Annotated in this window: 21 protein-coding genes and 2 tRNA genes; 6 read left to right on the top strand and 17 right to left on the bottom strand. The window is 73.0% G+C overall.

Annotation, left to right across the window (positions count from 1 at the left end; genetic code table 11):
* Positions 1-47 precede the first annotated feature (47 nt).
* The 5 genes from coaD to ACFY2K_RS03660 form a co-directional block, all read right to left on the bottom strand.
* A complete protein-coding gene (gene coaD, locus ACFY2K_RS03680; RefSeq protein WP_375891741.1) occupies positions 48-539 on the bottom strand; it encodes a pantetheine-phosphate adenylyltransferase in 492 nt (163 codons plus the stop codon).
* 49 nt (positions 540-588) lie between these two features.
* Entirely contained in the window at positions 589-1,173 is a 585-nt protein-coding gene (gene rsmD, locus ACFY2K_RS03675; protein WP_380591572.1) for a 16S rRNA (guanine(966)-N(2))-methyltransferase RsmD, read from the bottom strand.
* A gap of 132 nt (positions 1,174-1,305) precedes the next feature.
* Positions 1,306-1,839 carry a hypothetical protein gene (locus ACFY2K_RS03670; protein WP_350508249.1) on the bottom strand — a complete coding sequence of 178 codons (534 nt, stop codon included), beginning with the start codon at positions 1,837-1,839 and terminating at the stop codon, positions 1,306-1,308.
* A 104-nt stretch (positions 1,840-1,943) separates the two neighbouring features.
* Entirely contained in the window at positions 1,944-4,175 is a 2,232-nt protein-coding gene (gene recG / locus ACFY2K_RS03665; RefSeq protein WP_387709407.1) for an ATP-dependent DNA helicase RecG, read from the bottom strand.
* Between the two features lie 49 nt (positions 4,176-4,224).
* A complete protein-coding gene (locus ACFY2K_RS03660) occupies positions 4,225-5,856 on the bottom strand; it encodes a DAK2 domain-containing protein (protein WP_380525276.1) in 1,632 nt (543 codons plus the stop codon).
* Positions 5,857-6,137: 281 nt separating this feature from the next.
* Here ACFY2K_RS03660 and rpmB point away from each other — a divergent pair, with 281 nt between their 5' ends.
* On the top strand, positions 6,138-6,323 hold the full coding sequence (gene rpmB / locus ACFY2K_RS03655) for a 50S ribosomal protein L28 (protein WP_014138233.1): 186 nt from the start codon (positions 6,138-6,140) through the stop codon (positions 6,321-6,323).
* A 156-nt stretch (positions 6,324-6,479) separates the two neighbouring features.
* Here rpmB and thiD read toward each other — a convergent pair whose 3' ends face one another.
* The 3 genes from thiD to ACFY2K_RS03640 form a co-directional block, all read right to left on the bottom strand.
* Positions 6,480-7,277 (bottom strand): bifunctional hydroxymethylpyrimidine kinase/phosphomethylpyrimidine kinase, encoded by a 798-nt coding sequence (gene thiD / locus ACFY2K_RS03650; protein ID WP_380525277.1) that lies wholly within the window; start codon positions 7,275-7,277, stop codon positions 6,480-6,482.
* A 38-nt stretch (positions 7,278-7,315) separates the two neighbouring features.
* Positions 7,316-8,341 carry an ATP-dependent 6-phosphofructokinase gene (locus ACFY2K_RS03645; RefSeq protein ID WP_380525278.1) on the bottom strand — a complete coding sequence of 342 codons (1,026 nt, stop codon included), beginning with the start codon at positions 8,339-8,341 and terminating at the stop codon, positions 7,316-7,318.
* A gap of 167 nt (positions 8,342-8,508) precedes the next feature.
* The gene (locus ACFY2K_RS03640) at positions 8,509-9,474 is read right to left on the bottom strand and encodes a thiamine-phosphate kinase (protein ID WP_375891732.1); all 966 of its coding nucleotides are present in this window, start codon (positions 9,472-9,474) and stop codon (positions 8,509-8,511) included.
* A gap of 228 nt (positions 9,475-9,702) precedes the next feature.
* Here ACFY2K_RS03640 and ACFY2K_RS03635 point away from each other — a divergent pair, with 228 nt between their 5' ends.
* Together ACFY2K_RS03635 and ACFY2K_RS03630 are read left to right on the top strand one after the other, a co-directional pair.
* The gene (locus ACFY2K_RS03635) at positions 9,703-9,936 is read left to right on the top strand and encodes an Lrp/AsnC family transcriptional regulator (RefSeq protein ID WP_375891731.1); all 234 of its coding nucleotides are present in this window, start codon (positions 9,703-9,705) and stop codon (positions 9,934-9,936) included.
* A gap of 19 nt (positions 9,937-9,955) precedes the next feature.
* The gene (locus tag ACFY2K_RS03630; protein WP_375891729.1) at positions 9,956-10,477 is read left to right on the top strand and encodes a DUF3515 domain-containing protein; all 522 of its coding nucleotides are present in this window, start codon (positions 9,956-9,958) and stop codon (positions 10,475-10,477) included.
* A gap of 72 nt (positions 10,478-10,549) precedes the next feature.
* On the opposite strand, the gene ACFY2K_RS03625 is transcribed toward ACFY2K_RS03630, so the two are convergent.
* From ACFY2K_RS03625 to ACFY2K_RS03615, 3 genes are all read right to left on the bottom strand, one after another.
* Entirely contained in the window at positions 10,550-11,695 is a 1,146-nt protein-coding gene (locus ACFY2K_RS03625) for a D-alanine--D-alanine ligase family protein (RefSeq protein ID WP_380525279.1), read from the bottom strand.
* A 99-nt stretch (positions 11,696-11,794) separates the two neighbouring features.
* A complete protein-coding gene (locus tag ACFY2K_RS03620) occupies positions 11,795-12,778 on the bottom strand; it encodes an NAD(P)H-dependent glycerol-3-phosphate dehydrogenase (protein ID WP_380396348.1) in 984 nt (327 codons plus the stop codon).
* A gap of 14 nt (positions 12,779-12,792) precedes the next feature.
* Positions 12,793-13,626, bottom strand: a complete 834-nt coding sequence (locus ACFY2K_RS03615; RefSeq protein ID WP_375891726.1) for a lysophospholipid acyltransferase family protein — start codon at positions 13,624-13,626, stop codon at positions 12,793-12,795.
* 230 nt (positions 13,627-13,856) lie between these two features.
* On the opposite strand from ACFY2K_RS03615, the gene cofC reads away from it, so the two are divergent.
* Positions 13,857-14,540 carry a 2-phospho-L-lactate guanylyltransferase gene (cofC, locus tag ACFY2K_RS03610; protein ID WP_375891724.1) on the top strand — a complete coding sequence of 228 codons (684 nt, stop codon included), beginning with the start codon at positions 13,857-13,859 and terminating at the stop codon, positions 14,538-14,540.
* Positions 14,541-14,578: 38 nt separating this feature from the next.
* Positions 14,579-14,803 (top strand): hypothetical protein, encoded by a 225-nt coding sequence (locus tag ACFY2K_RS03605; protein WP_380525280.1) that lies wholly within the window; start codon positions 14,579-14,581, stop codon positions 14,801-14,803.
* A 224-nt stretch (positions 14,804-15,027) separates the two neighbouring features.
* Here ACFY2K_RS03605 and ACFY2K_RS03600 read toward each other — a convergent pair whose 3' ends face one another.
* From ACFY2K_RS03600 to leuC, 4 genes are all read right to left on the bottom strand, one after another.
* Positions 15,028-15,771: an HU family DNA-binding protein gene (locus ACFY2K_RS03600; RefSeq protein ID WP_375891720.1), complete on the bottom strand. Its 744-nt coding sequence runs from the start codon at positions 15,769-15,771 to the stop codon at positions 15,028-15,030.
* 133 nt (positions 15,772-15,904) lie between these two features.
* Positions 15,905-16,255: a hypothetical protein gene (locus ACFY2K_RS03595; RefSeq protein WP_380591584.1), complete on the bottom strand. Its 351-nt coding sequence runs from the start codon at positions 16,253-16,255 to the stop codon at positions 15,905-15,907.
* 182 nt (positions 16,256-16,437) lie between these two features.
* Positions 16,438-17,034: a 3-isopropylmalate dehydratase small subunit gene (gene leuD, locus ACFY2K_RS03590; RefSeq protein ID WP_375891717.1), complete on the bottom strand. Its 597-nt coding sequence runs from the start codon at positions 17,032-17,034 to the stop codon at positions 16,438-16,440.
* 3 nt (positions 17,035-17,037) lie between these two features.
* Positions 17,038-18,468 (bottom strand): 3-isopropylmalate dehydratase large subunit, encoded by a 1,431-nt coding sequence (gene leuC, locus ACFY2K_RS03585; protein ID WP_375891715.1) that lies wholly within the window; start codon positions 18,466-18,468, stop codon positions 17,038-17,040.
* Between the two features lie 230 nt (positions 18,469-18,698).
* Here leuC and ACFY2K_RS03580 point away from each other — a divergent pair, with 230 nt between their 5' ends.
* Positions 18,699-19,412 carry an IclR family transcriptional regulator gene (locus tag ACFY2K_RS03580; protein WP_030306825.1) on the top strand — a complete coding sequence of 238 codons (714 nt, stop codon included), beginning with the start codon at positions 18,699-18,701 and terminating at the stop codon, positions 19,410-19,412.
* A gap of 160 nt (positions 19,413-19,572) precedes the next feature.
* On the opposite strand, the gene ACFY2K_RS03575 is transcribed toward ACFY2K_RS03580, so the two are convergent.
* Positions 19,573-19,647, bottom strand: a tRNA-Gln gene (locus ACFY2K_RS03575).
* 66 nt (positions 19,648-19,713) lie between these two features.
* Positions 19,714-19,786: transfer RNA gene (locus tag ACFY2K_RS03570), tRNA-Glu, on the bottom strand.
* Positions 19,787-19,793 lie beyond the last annotated feature (7 nt).

Genomic DNA, 19,793 nt, shown 5'->3' with positions numbered 1-19,793 from the left:
CAAGCCATGACGAACCGGCAGAAAGGGGCCCGGCCCGCCGTCCGGCCCTACTGCTCGGCCTTACGCTCCGCGATCCGCTCCACCAGCCGGCGGTGCACCGTCTCCGGCAGCAGGTGCGAGACGTCGCCGCCGTACGAGGCGACCTCCTTGACCAGCGTCGAGGAGAGGAAGCTGTACGTCGGCGAGGTCGGCACGAAGAGCGTCTCGACGCCGGTCAGGCCGTGGTTCATCTGGGCCATCTGCAGCTCGTAGTCGAAGTCGCTGACCGCCCGCAGGCCCTTGATGATCGCCGGGATGTCGCGCTGCCGGCAGTAGTCCACCAGCAGGCCGTGGTGCGACTCGACCACCACGTTCCCGAACGGGACGGTGACCTCCTCGATCAGGCCGATCCGCTCCTCGACGGTGAACATGCCCTGCTTGTTGCGGTTGATCAGGACCGCGACATGCACCACGTCGTACAGCTTGGAGGCCCGCTCGATGATCTCCAGGTGGCCCTTGTGGATCGGGTCGAACGAACCGGGGCAGACGGCTCGGCGCATGGCGTGTGTGCTCCCTCGTGGGGTTACGGCTGCTGCGGGCCGCGGCCCGCTACTCCTGATCGCTGGCCTCGGCGGCGGCGCGACCGTACCAGAGCGTGCCCTCGCCGTAGCGGCGGGAGCGCAGCACCTCGAAGCCCTCGGGCCAGCCGAACTCGCCGCCGCGGGTGCTGCGCTCCACGGTGACGAGTGCGTCCTCCGCGAGCCAGCCCCCAGCCGACAGTGTGATCAGCATCTCGCGCACCTCGTCGTCCGTCACCACGTAGGGCGGGTCGAGGAACACCAGGTCGTACGGGGTCTGCGGGGGCGGCCCGGCGATCACCTTCTCCGCCCTGGCCGCCCGGACCTCCGTGCCCGGCAGGCCGATCGTGCGGACGTTCTCCCGGATCACCCGGGCCGCCTGGGTATCCGCCTCGACCAGCAGGACGTGCTCGGCGCCGCGCGAGAGCGCCTCCAGGCCGACCGCGCCCGATCCGCCGAACAGGTCCAGCATCCGAGCCCCGTGCAGGGTGCCGCGGAACGCCTCCAGGGTGGAGAACATCGCCTCACGGGCCTTGTCGGAGGTCGGGCGGGTGCCCCGGCCGGGCGGTACGGCCAGTCGGCGGCCGCCGGCCGCCCCGGCGATCACGCGGGTCATGGTGGTGGGAGGTCCTTTCGTCGCTGCCCGACCACGCTATCCCGCCCCGGCTGCGAGCGGGCAAACGCCGGCGAGCGGTGGATAACGACCGGGGCCCCGCCGACGGGTCGGCGGGGCCCCGGCGGACACTCGCTAGCTCGCCTCGGAGCCGGCCCCCTGGCTCGGGACCGCCGCGCCGAGCAGTGCCGGCGAGGCGTAGCGGGACCAGGACAGGCAGCCGTCGGGCGGGCAGAACTCGGGGCGGCGCGGGTCGTGCCCGAGCTCGCGCAGCTTGGTCCGGACGGAGTCGGGCGTGCGGCCGAAGCGGGCGGCGATCCGGGCGACGGTCTCGCCGTCGTGGAAGCGCCGGACCAGCTCCTCCTCGTGCTGCGGCACCCACGGGGCACCGTGTCCGGGGTAGAGCTCGCGCAGCACGTCGCGGTCGGGGATGGGTTCGGCGACGTCCGCGACGATCGCCAGCGCCCGCAGCGCGCGGTTGAGCGCGATCCGCAGCGAGGCGACGTCCTCGACCGGCAGGCGGAGCTTGCCCGAGGCCAGCGGCGCGGCGGCCGCCCCCTCACGCCAGCCGGTGAGGGTGAGGGTGACCTCGCGGTCGTCGTCGCTGGCGAGTTCGATCCGGAAGACCTTGTCGCCCAGCGGGAGCTCGTTGAGATGACGGAATGCCATGGCAGGACCCCCAAGTGTCGCGCCAGGAACGCACCTTGGGGGTGCGCCCTGAACAACTACATTCTCTCCCGGGGGTCTGACAGTCGGGCGGTGCCGGAGCCCGCTCAGCCCTTCTCCATGTAGGCGGCGCGGTCCTCGTCGAGCAGGCTCTCCAGCGCGGTGCGCAGCTCCGGGTGGGCGGCCAGCTCCGGGTCCTCGGCGACCAGCCGGGTGGCTTCCGTCCGGGCGGTCAGGATGACCTCCTCGTCCTCCAGCACCGACAGCACCTTGAGCGAGGACTTCACCCCGGACTGGGCTTGGCCCAGCACGTCGCCCTCGCGGCGCTGTTCGAGGTCGATCCGGGAGAGCTCGAAGCCGTCCAGGGTGCCGGCCACCGCGTCCAGCCGGGCCCGGGCGGGGCTGGCCGCCGGCATGTCGCTGACCAGCAGGCACAGTCCGGCCGCGCTGCCCCGGCCGACCCGGCCGCGCAGCTGGTGGAGCTGGGAGACGCCGAAGCGGTCGGCGTCCATGATGACCATCACGGTGGAGTTGGGGACGTTCACGCCGACCTCGATGACGGTGGTGGCGACCAGCACGTCCACCTCCCCGGCGGCGAACCGGCGCATCACGTCGTCCTTGGCATCGGGGGCGAGTCGGCCGTGCAGGATCTCCACCCGCAGTCCGGCCAGCGGGCCCTTCACCAGCTTCTCGGCGGTCTCCACCACCGAGAGCGGGGGCCGCCGTTCGTCGCTCCCGGCGCCGGCGTCGGTGTCGCCGACCTCCTCGAAGTCCCCTTCGGCCGCCTTCCGCCTCCTCTTGGCGGCCTTCGGGTCGGCGGCCGGCTCCTCGTCGCCGATCCGGGGGCAGACCACGTACGCCTGGTGGCCCTTGCCGACCTCCTCGCGGACCCGCTCCCAGGCCCGGGTGAGGAAGTTGGGCTTCTCCAGCGCGGGGACGACGTGGGTGGAGATCGGCGAGCGGCCGGCCGGGAGCTGGTCCAGGACGGAGGTCTCCAAGTCCCCGAAGACGGTCATCGCGACGGTGCGCGGGATCGGGGTGGCGGTCATCACCAGCAGGTGCGGCGGCTGCTGCCCCTTGGCGCGCAGCGCGTCCCGCTGCTCGACGCCGAAGCGGTGCTGCTCGTCCACCACGACCAGGCCGAGGTCCTGGAACTGGACCTTGTCCTGGATCAGCGCGTGGGTGCCGATGGCGATCCCGGCGTTCCCGCACGCCATGTCGGACATCACCCGGCGGCGGGCGGGGTCACCCATCGAGCCGGTCAGCAGCACCACCCGGGTGGCGTGCTCGGAGCCGCCGAGCATCCCGCCCTGGGCGAGGTCGCCCATCATCTCGACGATCGAGCGGTGGTGCTGCTGGGCCAGCACCTCGGTGGGCGCCAGCAGCACGGCCTGGCCGCCGGCGTCCACCACCGCGAGCATCGCCCGCAGCGCCACCAAGGTCTTGCCGGAGCCGACCTCGCCCTGGAGCAGCCGGTGCATCGGGTGCTCGGTGGCCAGGTCGGCGGCGATCTCGGCGGAGACCTTCCGCTGGCCCTCGGTGAGGGTGAACGGCAGCCGGGCGTCGAAGGCGTCCAGCAGGCCGCCGGCCCGGGCCACCCGGGGCTTGGCCGGCAGCGCGGAGTCGGCGGCCCGGCGCTGGGCGAGGGCGACCTGGAGGACGAAGGCCTCGTCCCAGCGCAGCCGGCCCTGGGCGCGCTCGCGGTCGGCCTGGCTGCCCGGGCGGTGGATCAGCTCCAGCGCCTCCGGCAGCGGGATCAGGTCGTGGCGCTCGCGCAGTTCGGCGGGCAGCGGTTCGCCGACGTCGCCGAGGTGCTTGGTGAGCGCGGTCTCGATGCAGATGGACAGCTTCCAGCTGGGCATCTGGGCGCTGGCGCCGTACACCGGGATGAGCCGGCCGGCGAACTGCTTCGCCGCATCGGAGCCCGCTTCCTCGTCGAGCAGCTGGTAGTCGGGCGAGACCAGCTGGCGGCTGCGGTTGAAGACCCCGACCTTGCCCGCGAACAGGCCCTGGGCACCGGCCCTGAGCTCCTTCTGCCGCCAGCCCTGGTTGAAGAACACCAGCGAGAGCCGGCTGCGGCCGTCGGTGACGACCACCTCCAGCCGGTCCCCCTTGCGGCCGCGGAACGGGATCAGGGTGACCTTCTCGATCCGGGCCAGCACGGTGACGTGCTCGTCGACCTCCAGCTCGTCCAGGCTGGTGAGCTGGCCGCGCTCGACGTAGCGGCGGGGGTAGTGGTGCAGCAGGTCCCCGACCGTGCGCAGCTTGAGACTGTCGGCGAGCACCTTCGCGGTGCGGTCGCCGACGAGCTTGGTCAGTGGTTCATCGAGAGCGCCCATCAGGCCCTTGTTTACACCAAGGCACCGACGAACACCGACGAACGGACCGCTACTCCACGCCGATGAGCAGCGGCGTGAACTCCTGGCCGCCGTGGAAGACCACCGAGTCCACCTCCGGCCGCTGCTGGCGGACGTGCGCCACCAGCCGGTCGGCGAGCGCCCGGTCGGCGCCCTCGCCGAGGATCAGGGTGACGAGTTCGCCGCCCGCGCCGAGCATCCGGTCGAGCACGCTCTCGCCGACCTCGGCCAGTCCGGCGCCGATCACCGCGACGTCCCCGTCGATCAGGCCGAGCACGTCGCCGGCCTGGCAGACCCCGGCCATGGTCCAGGACTCCCCCTCGGCGACGGCGAGTTCGGCGTACCGGGTGGCCCCGGCGGCCGAGGTCATGGCGACCACGTCCTCGTCGAAACGGCGGCCGCCCTCGTGCACGGCGAGCGCGGCCAGGCCCTGCACCGGCGAGCGGGTGGGCAGGACGGCGATCCGCACGCCCTCCTCGCGCAGCTGGTCGGCGGCGGCCCCGGCGGCGGCGCGCAGTTCGGGGTCGTTGAGCAGCAGCACCACCTCGCGGGCGGCCGCGCCGCGGACGGCGTCGGCGAGTTCGGCGCTGGCCGGGCGGCGGTCCGGGTCGGCGTGCAGGACGACGGCGCCGGCCTGCTCGCACAGGTCGGCCAGCCCGTCGCCGGACACCACCGAGAGCACCGCGCGGGTCCGGTGCTCGCGCTCGCCGCGCTCGGCCGCGGTGCCGGACCGGGCGGCGGCCTCGGCGAAGTGGGTGATCCGGATCTGGTGCGGGCGCCCGGCCCGGACCCCGGCCTCGACGGCGGCGCCCGCGTCGTCCACGTGGACGTGCACGTTCCACAGGCCGTCGCCGCCGCCGATCACCAGCGAGTCGCCGAGCCCGCCGAGCCGCTCGCGCAGCGCGGGCAGCGCCTCGTCCTCGGCGTCCAGCAGGTAGATGACCTCGAAGGCGGGGTGGCCCGGGCCGGGCGGCCGCCGGTGCGGCTCGCAGCTCTCCACCGCCCGGACGTCCCCGCGCAGTGCGACCGGCCCCATCGGCTGCTGCCCGGCGACGGCGTCGGCGAGCGCGCCGAGGACGGCCACCAGGCCGCGCCCGCCGGCGTCCACCACCCCGTTCTCGGCCAGCACGGCGAGCTGCTCGGGGGTGTGCCGCAGGGCGTCCCGGGCGGCCCGGTGGGCGGTGTCGGCGACCTGGGCGAGCCCGTCCCCGGCCCGCACCGCCTCGCGGGCGGCGACCCGGGCGACGGTGAGCAGGGTGCCCTCGACGGGCTCCGCGACGGCCTGGTAGGCGGAGTCGGCGGCGCGCAGCAGGGCGGCCCGCAGCTGGTCGGCGCCGCCGCCCTCGGCCAGCGTCTCGGCGGTGCCGCGCAGCCACTGGGCGAGGATCACCCCGGAGTTGCCGCGGGCGCCGATCAGCGCGCCGCGGGCCATCGCGCGGACGGCGTCGGCCAGCCCGGGCGCCGGCCCGGACTCGGGGTCGGCGAAGCGGCTCTCCACCTCGGCGGCGGCGGACTCGACGGTCAGGTAGAGGTTGGTGCCGGTGTCGCCGTCCGGGACGGGGTACACGTTGAGCGCGTCGATCTCCTCGCGGGCCTGGCCGAGCGCCCGCAGGGCGAGCTGGCACCAGGTGCGCACGGCCGGGGCGTCGAGCGTGTGCAGCACCAGGTCTCCTCCGGGACGGGCCGCCGGACCGGCCCGGGGGCCGCGGCGAGGGGTGATACCGGCAGGTTATCGGGGCTCGGGGAGGGCCGCCGGGGCCCCTGACCGGAGCGATCACCCGGCCGGTCATGGTAGTTTCGTGGGACGGAAGCAAGCGTTGTATGCTCTTCCGGTTGCCTGGAACCGTCCAGGCTCACCCCCTTGTCCGGTCCGGTGCACGCGAGTGTTCTGGTGGGTGAGTGGGTTTTCGAAAGTATCTGATCTGAAGTCTTGGAGTGACTCCTGTGGCTGCCAACTGCGACGTCTGCGGCAAGGGGCCGGGCTTCGGCAACAGCATCTCCCACTCTCACCGCCGTACCCCCCGTCGTTGGAACCCCAACATTCAGACGGTGCGCGCTGTGATTGGGCGTACGCCGAAGCGGCTCAACGTCTGCACCTCGTGCATCAAGGCCGGTAAGGTCTCGCGCTGACGCGCAGACCGGCATGCCGGTCCTCCAGTGAGTCGGTTCATCCCCGGATGGACCGGCTTCGCTGTTTCCGGGACCGGTCAGGCTTTCCGGACGCACACGCGACGGGCGGACCCCCTCGGGGGTCCGCCCGTCGCCGCGTTCCGGCCGGGGCCGCGGTCAGCGCCAGCGCCAGGCGTGGTCGACCGGGCCGATCCCGGCGCCCAGGGCGAAGCCCCCGGCGATCGCGCCGGTGACGTACTCCTTGGCCGAGCCCACCGCCCCGGGCACCGACTCCCCCTTGGCCAGGCCGGCCGCGATCGAGCTGGCCAGGGTGCAGCCGGTGCCGTGGGTGTGCCGGTTGTCGTAGCGCGGCGCCCGGTACCAGTGCACCTCGCCGGGCCCGCCGTACAGCAGGTCGGCCGCCTCGCCGGCCAGGTGCCCGCCCTTGACCAGCACCCAGCGCGGCCCGAGGTCCAGCAGCGCCTCGGCGGCGGCCAGCATCTGCGACTCGTCCTCGACGGTCCGGCCGGTGAGCTGCGTCACCTCGTGCAGGTTGGGGGTGACCACGGTGGCGACCGGCAGCAGCCGCTCGCGGACGGTGGCGACCGCCTCGGCGGCCAGCAGCGCGTCCCCGTGCTTGGAGACGCCGACCGGGTCGACCACCACCGGGGCGGCCACCCCGGCGAGCAGTTCCGCGACGGTCTCGACCAGTTCGATCGAGGCGAGCATGCCGGTCTTCACCGCCTGCACCCCGATGTCGTCCACCACGCTGCGGAACTGCGCCCGGACGGCTTCGGCGGGCAGTTCCCAGTAGCCCTGGACGCCGAGCGAGTTCTGCGCGGTGACGGCGGTGATCACGCTCATGCCGTGGACGCCGAGGGCGAGCATCGCCTTGAGGTCGGCCTGGATGCCGGCGCCGCCGCCGGAGTCGGAACCGGCGACGGTGAGGACGCGGGGAGGTGCGGTCGAATCCATGGCCCCCAACCTACCCGCGCGCGTTCGGGGCGCCGCCGTCAGAGCACCGCTTCCGATTCCGCCCAGCGGTCCTGCGGCACCGTCTTCAACCTGGTCACCGCGTCGCCGATCGGCAGCAGCTCGATGCCGGTCCGGCGCAGCGCGGTGAAGTGCCCGAACGCGCCCCGGTGGACGGCCTCCACCGCGTGCCAGCCGAAGCGGGTGGCGAGCACCCGGTCCCGGGCGGTCGGGGTGCCGCCGCGCTGGGTGTGGCCCAGGATGACCGGGCGGGCCTCCTTGCCGAGCAGGTTCTCCAGCTCGTGGGCGAGCCGGTTGCCGATCCCGCCGAAGGTCCGGTGGCCGTACTGGTCGACCTCGCCGTGGTCGAAGCGCATGGTGCCGGGCGTCGGGGCGGCGCCCTCGGCGACGGCGATGATGGCGAACTTCTTGCCGCGGGCGAAGCGGTCCTCGACCATCCGGGCCACCGCCTCGATGTCGAAGGGCTTCTCCGGGATGAGGATGCCGTGGGCGCCGCCGGCCATGCCCGCGGTGAGGGTGATCCAGCCGGTGTGCCGGCCCATCAACTCCACCACCATGACGCGCTGGTGGGACTCGGCGGTGGTCTTGAGCCGGTCGATCGCCTCGGTCGCCACGTGCACCGCGGTGTCGAAGCCGAAGGTGACGTCGGTGGCGTCGATGTCGTTGTCGATGGTCTTGGGCACCCCGACCACCGGGAGTCCGGCGTCGCTGAACAGCTTGGCGGCGGTCAGCGTCCCCTCGCCGCCGATCGCGACCAGCGCGTCGATGCCGATGTCCCGGGCCAGCGTCTTGGCGTTCTCCACCGCCCAGGCGATCCGCTCGCGCTGCACCCGGGCCGAGCCCAGGATGGTGCCGCCGAGGGTGAGCAGACCGGTGACGTCGTCGTGCGAGACCGGCCGGGTTCTGCCCTCGATCAGCCCGAGGAAGCCGTCCTCGATGCCCACGATCTCGTCGCCGTGCACGTCCGTGCCCCGGTGCACCACCGAGCGGATCACCGCGTTGAGGCCGGGGCAGTCGCCGCCGCTGGTCAGGACACCGATGCGCATGTGTGGTGTGCTCCCGCTCGCCGTGGTTCGGCCCGGCCGCAGCCGACGGCGGGCGGGCTCGGATGGCGCAAGCCTACGCAGAACGCACCCTCGAAGCCCGTCCGCCGCACGTCCGGAGCGTCACGCGCCGTACCGGCGTCCACGCCCCGTCAGCCGTCCTCCGTACCTCACTCGGCGAAGTGGTCCCAGCCGCCGACCCGGTCCCAGGGCGCGCCGTCGACCGTCACCCGTCCGCTGCGCGATCCCCGCGGGCGGCCGGTCACCTCGCCCACCACCCGCCAGCGGGACGGGAGTTGGACCCCGCGCGGGAAGGTCGCCACGATCGCGTGGTCCTCGCCGCCGGACAGCACCCAGACCAAAGGGTCCACCCCGACCGCCTGGCCGATGTCGGCCATCTGCGCCGGGACGTCGAAGTCGGCGGCCCTGAGGTCGATGTCCACCTCGCTGGCCCGGGCCACGTGGCCGAGGTCGGCGACCAGCCCGTCGCTCACGTCGATCATCGAGGTGGCGCCCAACTCGGCGGCGGCCGGGCCCGCGTGGTACGGCGGCTCGGGCCGGCGGTGCGCCTCGACGAAGGCGCGCGGGGAGCGGAAGCCGCGTTGCAGCACCGTCAGTCCGGCCGCCGACCAGCCGAGCCAGCCGCACACCGCGATCACGTCGCCGACCTGGGCGCCGGAGCGCGTCACCGCCGGGCGCCCCTGGAGGTCGCCGAGCGCCGTGATCGCCAGCATGACGGTGTCGCCGCGCACCACGTCGCCGCCGACCACCGTCGCCCCGGCGACCTGGCACTCGTCGCGCAGCCCGTCCATCAGCTCGGTGGCCCAGGTGGTCGGCAGGTCGGCGGGGGCGACCAGCCCGAGCAGTATCGCGGTCGGCACCGCGCCCATCGCGGCCACGTCGGCGAGGTTCTGGGCGGCGGCCTTGCGGCCCACGTCGTAGGCGGTGGACCAGTCCCGGCGGAAGTGCCGGTTCTCGATCAGGACGTCCGTGGTGGCCACCACCCGGCCGTCCGGGGCCTTCACCACCGCGGCGTCGTCCCCGGGGCCGAGGTCGACCGCGTCGGTGAGCGGTACCCGGGCGGTCAGCTCCCTGATGAGACCGAACTCGCCGAGCTCGCCCACGGTCCCCTGCATCTGCCGTCCTCTCGCCTTTCCTCCCCGGACGGCACCGCCGCCCGGGATACGGTCCCCGTCGCTCCCCCCGCGCGCAGCGTACGCCCTCCGGGGGCACCGAAGTCTCCCCTCCCCGGCCCGCTGCGCGGTAGCGTGGTGATCAGCCTGCCGGTGCGCCCGCACCCACCCCTGCACCAGCCCGGGCGGTCCCGGCGGCGATCCCCCCAACCGGCCGCCGGGAGGTCACCCGTGGTACAGGCATACATCCTGATCCAGACCGAAGTAGGAAAGGCCACCGCGGTGGCCGAGACCATCGCGAAGATCCCCGGTGTGATCACCGCCGAGGACGTCACCGGCCCGTACGACGTCATCGTCAAGGCCGAGGCCGACACGGTCGACGACCTGGGCCGCCTGGTGGTCGCCAAGGTCCAGAAGGTGGAGGGCATCACCCGCACCCTCACCTGTCCGGTGGTGCACCTCTGACCCCGGCTACCATCGGCGGGTGGCCAGAGAACTCCGCATCCCCAGGGCGCTGACCGCGCTTCCCGCGCCGGTCCGCTGGCTGGCCGCGCCGGTCGCGCTGACCTGCACCGTGGTGGTGCTCATCGGCAGTTGGAGTTCCGCCGACGACCCCGCGGTGGAGGTCCCGCGGCCGAGCGGGAAGGCCGCGGACCACTGCCGGGCGCTGGGCGCCGCCCTGCCCCAGGAGTTGCTCGGCCGCGCCCGCCGGGACCCGTCCCCGGCCTCCCCGTACGTGGCGGCCTGGGGCGACTCGCCCCGGGTGGTGCTGCGGTGCGGCATCGACCGCCCGGAGGAGTTGGACGGCCCGCACGCCAAGGACCTGTCGCCGACCGTCGACGACGTCACCTGGTGGTCGCAGCAGCTCGCCGACGGCGGCTACCGCTTCGTGGCGACCATGCGGGCCGCCTACGTCGAGGTGACCGTCCCGGCCGGAGCCGCGCAGAACCCCTTCGACCCGGCGGCCGCCCTGACCCCCGCGGTGAAGGCGAACATCCCGGGCTGAGCCCGTACCCGCCCCGAGCCGAAGGGGCGCGCCGGGAAGTCCCGGCCCGCCCCTGTCACGCGTACGGGCCCGCTAGCGCAGCCCGGTCGAGCGGCGCAGCGCGGTCTGCAGCAGCCGGTCGATCAGCTCCGCGTACGAGACCCCGCTGGCCTCCCACATCTTCGGGTAGGCGGAGATCGGGGTGAAGCCCGGCATGGTGTTGATCTCGTTGATCATCCAGCTGCCGTCGTCCAGCAGGAAGAAGTCGACCCGGGCCAGGCCCTCGCAGCCGAAGGCCTCGAACGCGGCCACCGCCTGGCGCCGGATCTCCGCGACCTCCTCGGCGGTCAGCTCGGCCGGGATCCGCACCTCGGAGGAGTCGATGTACTTGGCCTCGAAGTCGTAGAAGTCGAAGCCCTCGCCGACCAGCACCTCGGCCGGGACGCTGGCCCGCGGGCCGTCCTCGAACTCCAGCACCCCGCACTCGATCTCGCGGCCGGAGACCCCCGCCTCGATGATCAGCTTGGGGTCGTGCCGGCGGGCCTCCTCGATCGCGGCGTCGAGCTCGGCCAGGTCCTTGACCTTGGTGATGCCGATGCTGGAGCCGGCCCGGCAGGGCTTCACGAACACCGGCAGGCCCAGCTCGGCGACCCGCTCGCGCACCGCGGCGCGGCCCGGCTCGGTCTCCCAGTCGCGCGGCCGCACGATCGTGTAGTGGCCGACGCCCAGGCCGTGCGAGGCCAGGATCCGCTTGGCGAACTCCTTGTCCATGCCGGCCGCGCTGGCCAGCACGCCGTTGCCGACGTACGGGACGCCGGAGAGTTCCAGCAGGCCCTGGAGGGTGCCGTCCTCGCCCCACGGGCCGTGCAGCAGCGGGAACACCACGTCGACCTCGCCGAGGGCCTTGGGGGCGCTCCCCGGCTCGCTCAGCAGCACCTCCCGGCTGCCCGGCGAGACCGGCAGCGCGACCTGCCCGTCGACGGCCTCGGCGACGTGGGCCACGTCCGGCAGCCGGCCGTCGGTGATGGCCATCCGGGACGGCTCGTCGCTGGTCAGCGCCCAGCGACCCTCGTGGGTGATGCCGATCGGCAGCACGTCGTACTTGTCACGGTCGATCGCCCGGAGGACGCTGCCCGCGGTGGAGACCGAGATCGCGTGCTCGGAGCTGCGCCCGCCGAAGACCAGCGCGACGCGCGGCTTGGGGGCGGACGGGTCCGGGGTGGTCTGTTCGATGCTCATATCGGGTTTGAGACTACCGTGCGAGGTGTTTCCGGGAAGTCAACGCCGGCCCGGAGAGTCCGCACCCACCACCGGGTGCGGGGCCCGACGGGCCGGGCCTCAGCGCCGCTCCGCCTTGGCCGAGCGGGACATCAGCACCTGCAGCGCCTCCTGGGTGGGCCGCCCGTTGTGCACCACGTCCACCACCGCCTCGACGATCGGCATGTCGACCCCGCTGCGCCGGGCCAGGTCCAGCACCGACTCGCAGGACTTGACGCCCTCCGCGGTCTGCCGGGTGGCCGCGATGGTCTCGGCCAGCGACATGCCCCGGCCCAGGTTCATCCCGAAGGTGTTGTTGCGCGACAGCGGCGAGGAGCAGGTGGCGACCAGGTCGCCCATCCCGGCCAGCCCCGCGAAGGTGTGCGGGTCGGCGCCCAGCACCTCGCCGAGCCGGGTGGTCTCGGCCAGTCCGCGGGTGATCAGGGTGGCCTTGGTGTTGTCGCCGAGCCCCATGCCGGCCGCCATGCCGACGGCCAGGCCGATCACGTTCTTGACCGCGCCGCCGAGCTCGCAGCCGATCACGTCGGTGTTGGTGTACGGCCGGAAGTACGGCGTGTGGCAGGCCGCCTGGAGCCGCTTGGCGACCGCCTCGTCGGTGCAGGCGACCACGCTCGCGGCGGGCTGCCGGTTGGCGATCTCCTTGGCCAGGTTGGGCCCGCTGACCACCGCGACCCGCTCCGGGCCGACCTTGGTGACCTCGTCGATCACCTCGCTCATCCGCTTGGCGGTGCCGAGTTCGATGCCCTTCATCAGGCTGACCAGCACGGTCTGCGGCTCGATCAGCGGCGCCCAGGCGGCCAGGTTGTCGCGCAGCGTCTGGGAGGGCACCACCAGCACCGCGAAGTCGGCGCCGGCCAGCGCCTCGGCGGCGTCGGTGGTGGCCCGGACGGTGTCGGGCAGCCGGACGCCCGGCAGGTAGTCCGGGTTCTCGTGGGTGGAGTTGACGGCGTCCACCAGCTCCTGGCGGCGGGCCCACAGCACGACCTCGCATCCCGCGTCGGCCAGCACCATCGCGAACGCGGTGCCCCAGGAGCCCGTCCCCATCACGGCGCAGCGGGTCACCGGCCCGTCCCCTCTTCGTCGTTGTCGTTCCGGCCGCCCTTGGCGCGGCGGCGTTCGGCCAGCGCGGCGGCGGCCCGCTCGCGGGCGGCCTTGCGCATGTCGTAGCGCTCGGCCGGCGGCTCCTCGCCGCGGACCCCGGCCAGCACCTCGGTGATCGCCGCCATGATGTCCTCGGTGGCGTCGTTGAGCACCTGGCCGGTGAGCTCCATGCCCGCGTACTTGCTCAGGTCCACCGCGGGCCCGGCGGCCACGGTCACCCGGTGCCGCGGGAACAGGTTGAACCTGCCCTTGCCGAAACCGGCCCGGCCGTACGGCGGGATGATCTCGTGGGCGCCCCAGTGCGCGACCGGGATGACCGGCGCGCCGGTCATCAGCGCGACCCGGGCGACCCCGTTCTTGCCGGTCATCGGCCACAGGTCCGGGTCCCGGGTGAGCGTTCCCTCCGGGTAGAACTGCACGCACTGGCCGTTGTTGACGGCGTCGATCGCGGCCCGGAAGGCCTGCGCCGCGTCGGTGGACTCGCGGAACACCGGGATCTGGCCGGTCTTGCGCAGCATGAACCCGATGAAGGGGATCGAGAACAGCGAGGACTTGCCGAGGATCCGCGGCGGACGGCCGCTGTTGTACTGCCAGTGCGCGTAGATCACCGGGTCGATGATCGAGTTGTGGTTCACGGCGGCGATGAAGCCGCCCTTCTCCGGAATGTGCTCCCAGCCCCGCCAGTCGGGCTTCACCAACGCGGTCGTCACCGGCTTCACCAGCACGGCCGCGAAGCGGTACCAGATGCCGTAGTCGGCGTTGCCGAACTTGGCGTACGAGCGGCGGGCCACCCCAGGCTCCTTCTCATCGCATGCGGCACGTGGGGTGCCGCGGTCATGGCCTCCCGTGCCGCGCACCGGCGCGACCGGTGCCCGGGGCACGGGCGCGGAACAGTGTCGCCCGCCTGCTCACCGGCTGTCGAGCGGCCGCGCCAACCCGCCGGGCGGGCGTGATCAAACGCACGTCCGCACAGCTCGGACGGCCTGGCGAGGGTTCCGGGACCGGCGTCACAATGACGCCGATGACCCAGGACACCGTACGCCCCAGCGAGCCCGTCGCGCCCGCCGCACCCGCCGCCGACTGGTCGCTGGTGCTACCGCTCAAGCCGCTCGCCCTCGCGAAGAGCCGACTGGCCCCGTACGCGGGCCCGCACCGGGCCGAGCTGGCCCTCTCCTTCGCCCTCGACACGGTCACCGCCGCGCTGGCCACCCCGGGCGTCTCGCGCGTCCTGGTGGTCACCCCGGACGCCACCGCCGGCGCCCGGCTGGCCGGGCTGGGCGCCCTGGTGGTCGCCGACGAACCCGGCGGCGGCCTCAACCGGGCGCTGGCGCACGGCGCCTCGGCCGCCCGGGCGCTCGCCCCGCGGGCGCCGCTGGCCGCCCTCTCGGCGGACCTGCCGGCCCTGCGCCCGGCCGAACTCGCCCGGGTGCTGGGCGCGGTGCCGTCGGACGGCCGGGCCTTCCTGCCGGACTCCCCCGGCCTGGGCACCACCCTGCTCGCCTGCGGCCCCGGCCGTCCGCTCGCCCCCGCGTTCGGGGACGGCTCGCGGGCCCGGCACGCGGCCGGCGGGGCGCTCGAACTGCGCCTGGCGGACGTGGAGTCGGTGCGCCGGGACGTCGACACCGGCGCCGACCTCGGCGAGGCCGCCGGGCTCGGCCTCGGCCCGTACACCAGTGCGCTGTTCGCCCGTCTGGGCGGCTCCTGACCAGCGGGCCCGTCGGACCCGCTCGCTATGCTGCTGGCATGCAGGCCACCGCGTTCACCTTCGACCCCGCCACCCGAGCCGGCTCGGTGCTGCTCGACGACGGGACCCCGGTGCCGTTCGACGCGGCCGCCTTCGACGCCGGCGGCCTGCTGCTGCTGCGGCCCGGCCAGCGGGTGCGGATCCGCACCGAGGGCGCGGGCGCGGCCCGCCGGGTGGTCTTCGTGACCCTGCAGACCTTCCCCGACCCGGCCGACGGCCGCTGACGGCGTCAACGACCGCTGACGGCACCGTCCCCCCTCCGGCCGTTCCCACCCTTCCGGCAGTTCCCGCAGTTCCTGCGGATTTCCGCGCCCGGACGGCGGCTGCCGGTGAATCCTGACTAAGCGCCCGGAAATCGAAAGAGCCGCGGCCACCCGGTCTCCGCAATTCGCGGAAGGGGGTGCCGCGGCTCTGTGCCGAAGGCCGTCCGAGGACAGTCGCGCGGGACTTACTTGGCCGAGGCCTTGCGCGCGGTGGTCTTGCGGGTGGCGGTCTTCTTCGCCGGCGCCGTCTTCTTGGCCGTGGCGGTCGCCTTCTTGGCGGTGGCCGTGGTCTTCTTGGCGGCAGCCGTGGTGGTCGCCTTCTTCGCGGCGGCCGTCTTCTTGGTCGCCGCGGCCTTGGTCGCAGCCGCCTTGGTGGCGGTGGCCGTGGTCTTCTTGGCGGCGGCCGTGGTGGTCGCCTTCTTGGCCGTGGCGGTCGCCTTCTTCGCGGCGGTGGCCGTGGTCTTCTTGGCGGCAGCCGTGGTGGTCGCCTTCTTCGCGGCGGCCTTCTTGGCGGCCGGGGCGGCGGCGGCAGCGGTGGCGGCGCGCTTGGTGGCGGCACGCTTGGCGGCCGGGGTCGCGGCGACACCGGTCTTGCCCGGGGTGAGCGAGCCCTTGGGGGCCTTCTTCACCGAGGGGCCTTCCTTCGGCAGCTTCTTGCTGCCGCTGACCAGGTCCTTGAAACCCTGACCCGGACGGAAGCGGGGGACCGAGGTCTTCTTGACCTTGACCCGCTCGCCGGTCTGCGGGTTGCGGGCGAAGCGCGCGGAGCGCTCCACCTTCTCGAAGGTGCCGAAACCGGTGACCGAAACCCGGTCACCGGCCACAACGGCACGGACCATGGTGTCGAGCACTGCGTCGACGGCCTCTGCGGCAGCCTTGCGACCGCCCAGCTGCTCGGCCACCGCTTCGACAAGCTGAGCCTTGTTCACGTCTTCCCCTTCGGAAACGGGCGCCGGATGATTCCATCCGTTCTTTTCGCACGTTAGGTATGTATCTGCGGACTTTCAATTACCAAACGCGCGAATCACCCTAGTGTCGCAATGGATTTGCGCGTCCGCGACCTCAGTCGAGGGGCGGGTGCCCCTCGTCGAGGTCATGTACAAAGCGACTCAACCGCCTTGCCGCCTCCGGAAGATCGCGCTTGGCGGTCTCCGTGACGATGAGCAGTTGACGGGTGAGAGCGGTCTTTGCATCGACAGACACGTTCAGCGCATGCACGCGGGCGTGAGCTTGCTTCAACCGCTCGGCCACAAGCGCGTAGAGCGCTGCGACTTCCTGGTCGTCCGGCGCCTCAGCTGGTGTTGCGGAGGTGACGTCCGGCCGATCGTCAATTCGGCGTTCGGATCCCCGGCCCGTGGACTCCTCGGACGCGGGTTCGCCGCCCGCGTACGGAGGTTCATGGTGCCGGTGCATGTACTGATTGTGCCATCTACCCGCAGTTGTACTTGCGCGGGGCCCTCTTCCGCAAAGCCGAATGGGCAATCCGGGGAGCCCCCGGTGCTAACTCGTGCTCCGGAACGACGGATGGCCCGGCCCCCCCGAGGGGGAGCGCGGGCCATCCGGCGGATCGTCAGAATGCTTGTTCTGAGGGGAACTCAGGACACCGGCAGAGTACGGGGCTTGAACGCCGGGCGGGTGGCCTCGTAGGCGGCGATGTCCCCCTCGTTCTGCAGCGTGATGCTGATGTCGTCCAGGCCGTTGAGCAGCCGCCACCGGAGGTTGTCGTCCAGTTCGAAGGTCGCGGTGATGCCTTCGGCCCGGACTTCCCGTGCTTCCAGATCAACGGTGATCTCGGCCGAAGGGTCACTCTCGGTGAGCGACCAGAGGCGCTCCACGGTCTCCTGCGGCAGCACGACGGTCAGCAGACCGTTCTTCAGCGAGTTGCCCCGGAAGATGTCGGCGAAGCGCGAGGAGATGACCGCGTGGAAGCCGTAGTTCTGCAGCGCCCAGACCGCGTGCTCCCGGGAGGAGCCGGTGCCGAACTCGGGGCCGGCCACCAGGACGGTGGCGCCCTCGCGCTCGGGCCGGTTGAGGACGAACGACTCGTCCTTGCGCCAGGCCTCGAACAGGCCGTCCTCGAAACCGGATCGGGTGACCTTCTTGAGCCAATGGGCCGGGATGATCTGGTCCGTGTCCACGTTGCTGCGGCGCAGCGGGACGGCCCGGCCGGTGTGGGTGGTGAACTTCTCCATGGCTCAGGCCTCCACGGCGACGTTGGCGGAGTTGGCGGACAGGTCCGACGGGGCGGCCAGCCGGCCCAGGACGGCGGTCGCGGCGGCGACCTGCGGGGAGACCAGGTGGGTGCGGCCGCCCTTGCCCTGGCGGCCCTCGAAGTTGCGGTTCGAGGTGGAGGCGCAGCGCTCCCCCGGGGCGAGCTGGTCGGGGTTCATGCCCAGGCACATCGAGCAGCCGGCGTGCCGCCATTCGGCCCCGGCGGCGGTGAACACCTTGTCCAGGCCCTCCTCGACGGCCTGGAGCGCGACCCGGACGGAGCCGGGGACGACCAGCATCCGCACCCGGTCGGCGACCTTGCGGCCCTCCAGCACGGCGGCGGCGGCGCGCAGGTCCTCGATCCGGCCGTTGGTGCAGGAGCCGACGAAGACCGCGTCGACGGCGACCTCGCGCAGCGGGGTGCCCGCCTCCAGGCCCATGTACGCGAGGGCGTTCTCGGCGGCCGCGCGCTCCTGCGGGTCGGCGAAGTCCGCGGGGTTCGGGACGTCCGCGCCGAGCGGGGCGCCCTGGCCGGGGTTGGTGCCCCAGGTGACGAAGGGGGTGAGCTCGCTCGCGTCGATGAACACCTCGTGGTCGAAGACGGCGTCCTCGTCGGTGGCCAGGGTCCGCCAGTACGCGACGGCGGCGTCCCAGTCCTCGCCCTGCGGGGCGTGCGGGCGGCCCTGGAGGTAGTCGAAGGTGGTGTCGTCCGGGGCGATCATGCCGGCCCGGGCGCCCGCCTCGATCGACATGTTGCAGACGGTCATCCGGGCCTCCATCGACAGGCTCCGGATCGCCGAACCGCGGTACTCCAGGACGTAGCCCTGGCCGCCGCCCGTGCCGATCTTCGCGATCACGGCGAGGATCAGGTCCTTGGCCGTGACGCCCTCGGGCAGGTCGCCCTCGACGGTGACCGCCATGGTGCGGAACGGCGCCAGCGGCAGGGTCTGGGTGGCCAGCACGTGCTCGACCTGGCTGGTGCCGATGCCGAACGCCAGCGCGCCGAAGGCGCCGTGGGTGGAGGTGTGGGAGTCGCCGCAGACCACGGTGGTGCCGGGCTGGGTCAGGCCGAGCTGGGGGCCGACCACGTGCACCACGCCCTGCTCGACGTCGCCGAGCGAGTGGATCCGTACGCCGAACTCGGCCGCGTTGCGGCGCAGGGTCTCCAACTGCACCCGGGAGACCGGGTCCGCGATCGGCTTGTCGATGTCCAGGGTCGGGGTGTTGTGGTCCTCGGTGGCGATCGTCAGATCGGTGCGGCGGACCGTACGGCCGGCCAGCCGCAGCCCGTCGAAGGCCTGCGGGCTGGTCACCTCGTGGAGCAGGTGCAGGTCGATGAACAGGAGGTCGGGCTCGCCCTCCGCGCGCCGCACGACGTGGTCGTCCCAGACCTTCTCTGCGAGTGTCCGTCCCATCGGATTCCCTCCAGCCGGCCGCGTTGCCGGCCTTCTCGTGTCGTCGAGGTCATTGCGCGCCCGCCCGTGGGGAGCGTGTTCGCGAGACCTGCACGCCGGATCGCTGTCCACGATGCGGACACTCTGACGAGGCCCCATCCTGGATGTCTCCCGGGCTGCTGCATCCAGAGTGGCGCTTTTCCCGGAAGATTGAACTTGCGTCTCGCGGAATGAGACTGCAGTCTTAGGGCATGGACAACTCTAGCGGCGTCGGCGTTCTCGACAAGGCCGCTCTGGTGCTCAGCGCACTGGAGTCGGGCCCCGCCACGTTGGCGGGGCTGGTCGCCGCCACCGGTCTGGCGCGCCCCACGGCCCACCGACTCGCCGTCGCACTCGAACACCACCGTCTGGTCACCAGGGACATGCAGGGGCGGTTCATCCTCGGCCCCCGCCTGTCCGAACTCTCCGCCGCGGCGGGCGAGGACCGGCTGCTCGCCACCGCGGGCCCGGTCCTGACCCACCTGCGCGACGTCACCGGCGAGAGCGCACAGCTCTACCGCCGGCAGGGCGAGATGCGGATCTGCGTAGCCGCCGCCGAGCGGCTCTCCGGTCTGCGGGACACCGTCCCGGTCGGCAGCACCCTGCCGATGAAGGCCGGCTCGGCCGCCCAGGTCCTACTGGCCTGGGAGGAGCCCGAGCGGCTCCACCGCGGCCTCCAGGGCGCCCGCTTCACCGCCACCGCGCTCAGCGGCGTCCGGCGGCGCGGCTGGGCCCAGTCGATCGGCGAGCGGGAGCCGGGCGTCGCGTCCGTCTCCGCCCCCGTGCGCGGCCCCTCCAACCGCGTGGTGGCCGCCGTCTCCGTCTCCGGCCCGATCGAGCGCCTGACCCGCCACCCGGGCCGGCTGCACGCCCAGGCCATCATCGAGGCCGCGAACCGGCTCACCGAGGCCCTGCGGCGCAGCTGATCCGGCGGACTCCCCCACCCACCCCGCCGACTCCCCCGAACCCGAATCCCCCACTCCCCCACCGCACGCGAAAGGGCCCCGCTCGGATCGAGCGGGGCCCTTCGCACACCTGCGCGGCGGAAAAGCAAAAAGACCCCGCGGACGGGGTCTTCCATATTTCTGGCTGGGGTACCAGGACTCGAACCTAGACTAAATGAACCAGAATCACTCGTGCTGCCAATTACACCATACCCCAACGCAAAGCAAGGGCCGATGGGCATGTCCTCGAGAAGAACACAGCCACCGGCTTCGTGCTTTGAAGTACCCCCGACCGGATTCGAACCGGCGCTACTGCCGTGAGAGGGCAGCGTGCTAGGCCGCTACACAACGGGGGCATCCTGG

This window comes from Kitasatospora sp. NPDC001309 (genome assembly GCF_042896295.1).
Classification (GTDB): Bacteria; Actinomycetota; Actinomycetes; order Streptomycetales; family Streptomycetaceae; genus Kitasatospora.
Note: the sequence above shows the minus strand (reverse complement) of the source record. Positions and strands in the feature narration are given on the sequence as shown.

Excerpts from the sequence above, each read along its gene's own strand:
- coaD (WP_375891741.1), bottom strand. The coding sequence starts at position 539 with ATGCGCCGAGCCGTCTGCCCCGGTTCGTTCGACCCGATCCACAAGGGC.
- rsmD (WP_380591572.1), bottom strand. The coding sequence starts at position 1,173 with ATGACCCGCGTGATCGCCGGGGCGGCCGGCGGCCGCCGACTGGCCGTA.
- ACFY2K_RS03645 (WP_380525278.1), bottom strand. The coding sequence starts at position 8,341 with ATGCGCATCGGTGTCCTGACCAGCGGCGGCGACTGCCCCGGCCTCAAC.
- ACFY2K_RS03640 (WP_375891732.1), bottom strand. The coding sequence starts at position 9,474 with ATGCAGGGGACCGTGGGCGAGCTCGGCGAGTTCGGTCTCATCAGGGAG.
- ACFY2K_RS03580 (WP_030306825.1), top strand. The coding sequence starts at position 18,699 with ATGGACAACTCTAGCGGCGTCGGCGTTCTCGACAAGGCCGCTCTGGTG.
- ACFY2K_RS03625 (WP_380525279.1), bottom strand. The coding sequence starts at position 11,695 with ATGAGCATCGAACAGACCACCCCGGACCCGTCCGCCCCCAAGCCGCGC.
- ACFY2K_RS03605 (WP_380525280.1), top strand. The coding sequence starts at position 14,579 with ATGCAGGCCACCGCGTTCACCTTCGACCCCGCCACCCGAGCCGGCTCG.
- ACFY2K_RS03670 (WP_350508249.1), bottom strand. The coding sequence starts at position 1,839 with ATGGCATTCCGTCATCTCAACGAGCTCCCGCTGGGCGACAAGGTCTTC.
- leuC (WP_375891715.1), bottom strand. The coding sequence starts at position 18,468 with ATGGGACGGACACTCGCAGAGAAGGTCTGGGACGACCACGTCGTGCGG.
- cofC (WP_375891724.1), top strand. The coding sequence starts at position 13,857 with ATGACCCAGGACACCGTACGCCCCAGCGAGCCCGTCGCGCCCGCCGCA.
- recG (WP_387709407.1), bottom strand. The coding sequence starts at position 4,175 with ATGGGCGCTCTCGATGAACCACTGACCAAGCTCGTCGGCGACCGCACC.
- thiD (WP_380525277.1), bottom strand. The coding sequence starts at position 7,277 with ATGGATTCGACCGCACCTCCCCGCGTCCTCACCGTCGCCGGTTCCGAC.
- leuD (WP_375891717.1), bottom strand. The coding sequence starts at position 17,034 with ATGGAGAAGTTCACCACCCACACCGGCCGGGCCGTCCCGCTGCGCCGC.
- ACFY2K_RS03595 (WP_380591584.1), bottom strand. The coding sequence starts at position 16,255 with ATGCACCGGCACCATGAACCTCCGTACGCGGGCGGCGAACCCGCGTCC.
- ACFY2K_RS03620 (WP_380396348.1), bottom strand. The coding sequence starts at position 12,778 with ATGGGGACGGGCTCCTGGGGCACCGCGTTCGCGATGGTGCTGGCCGAC.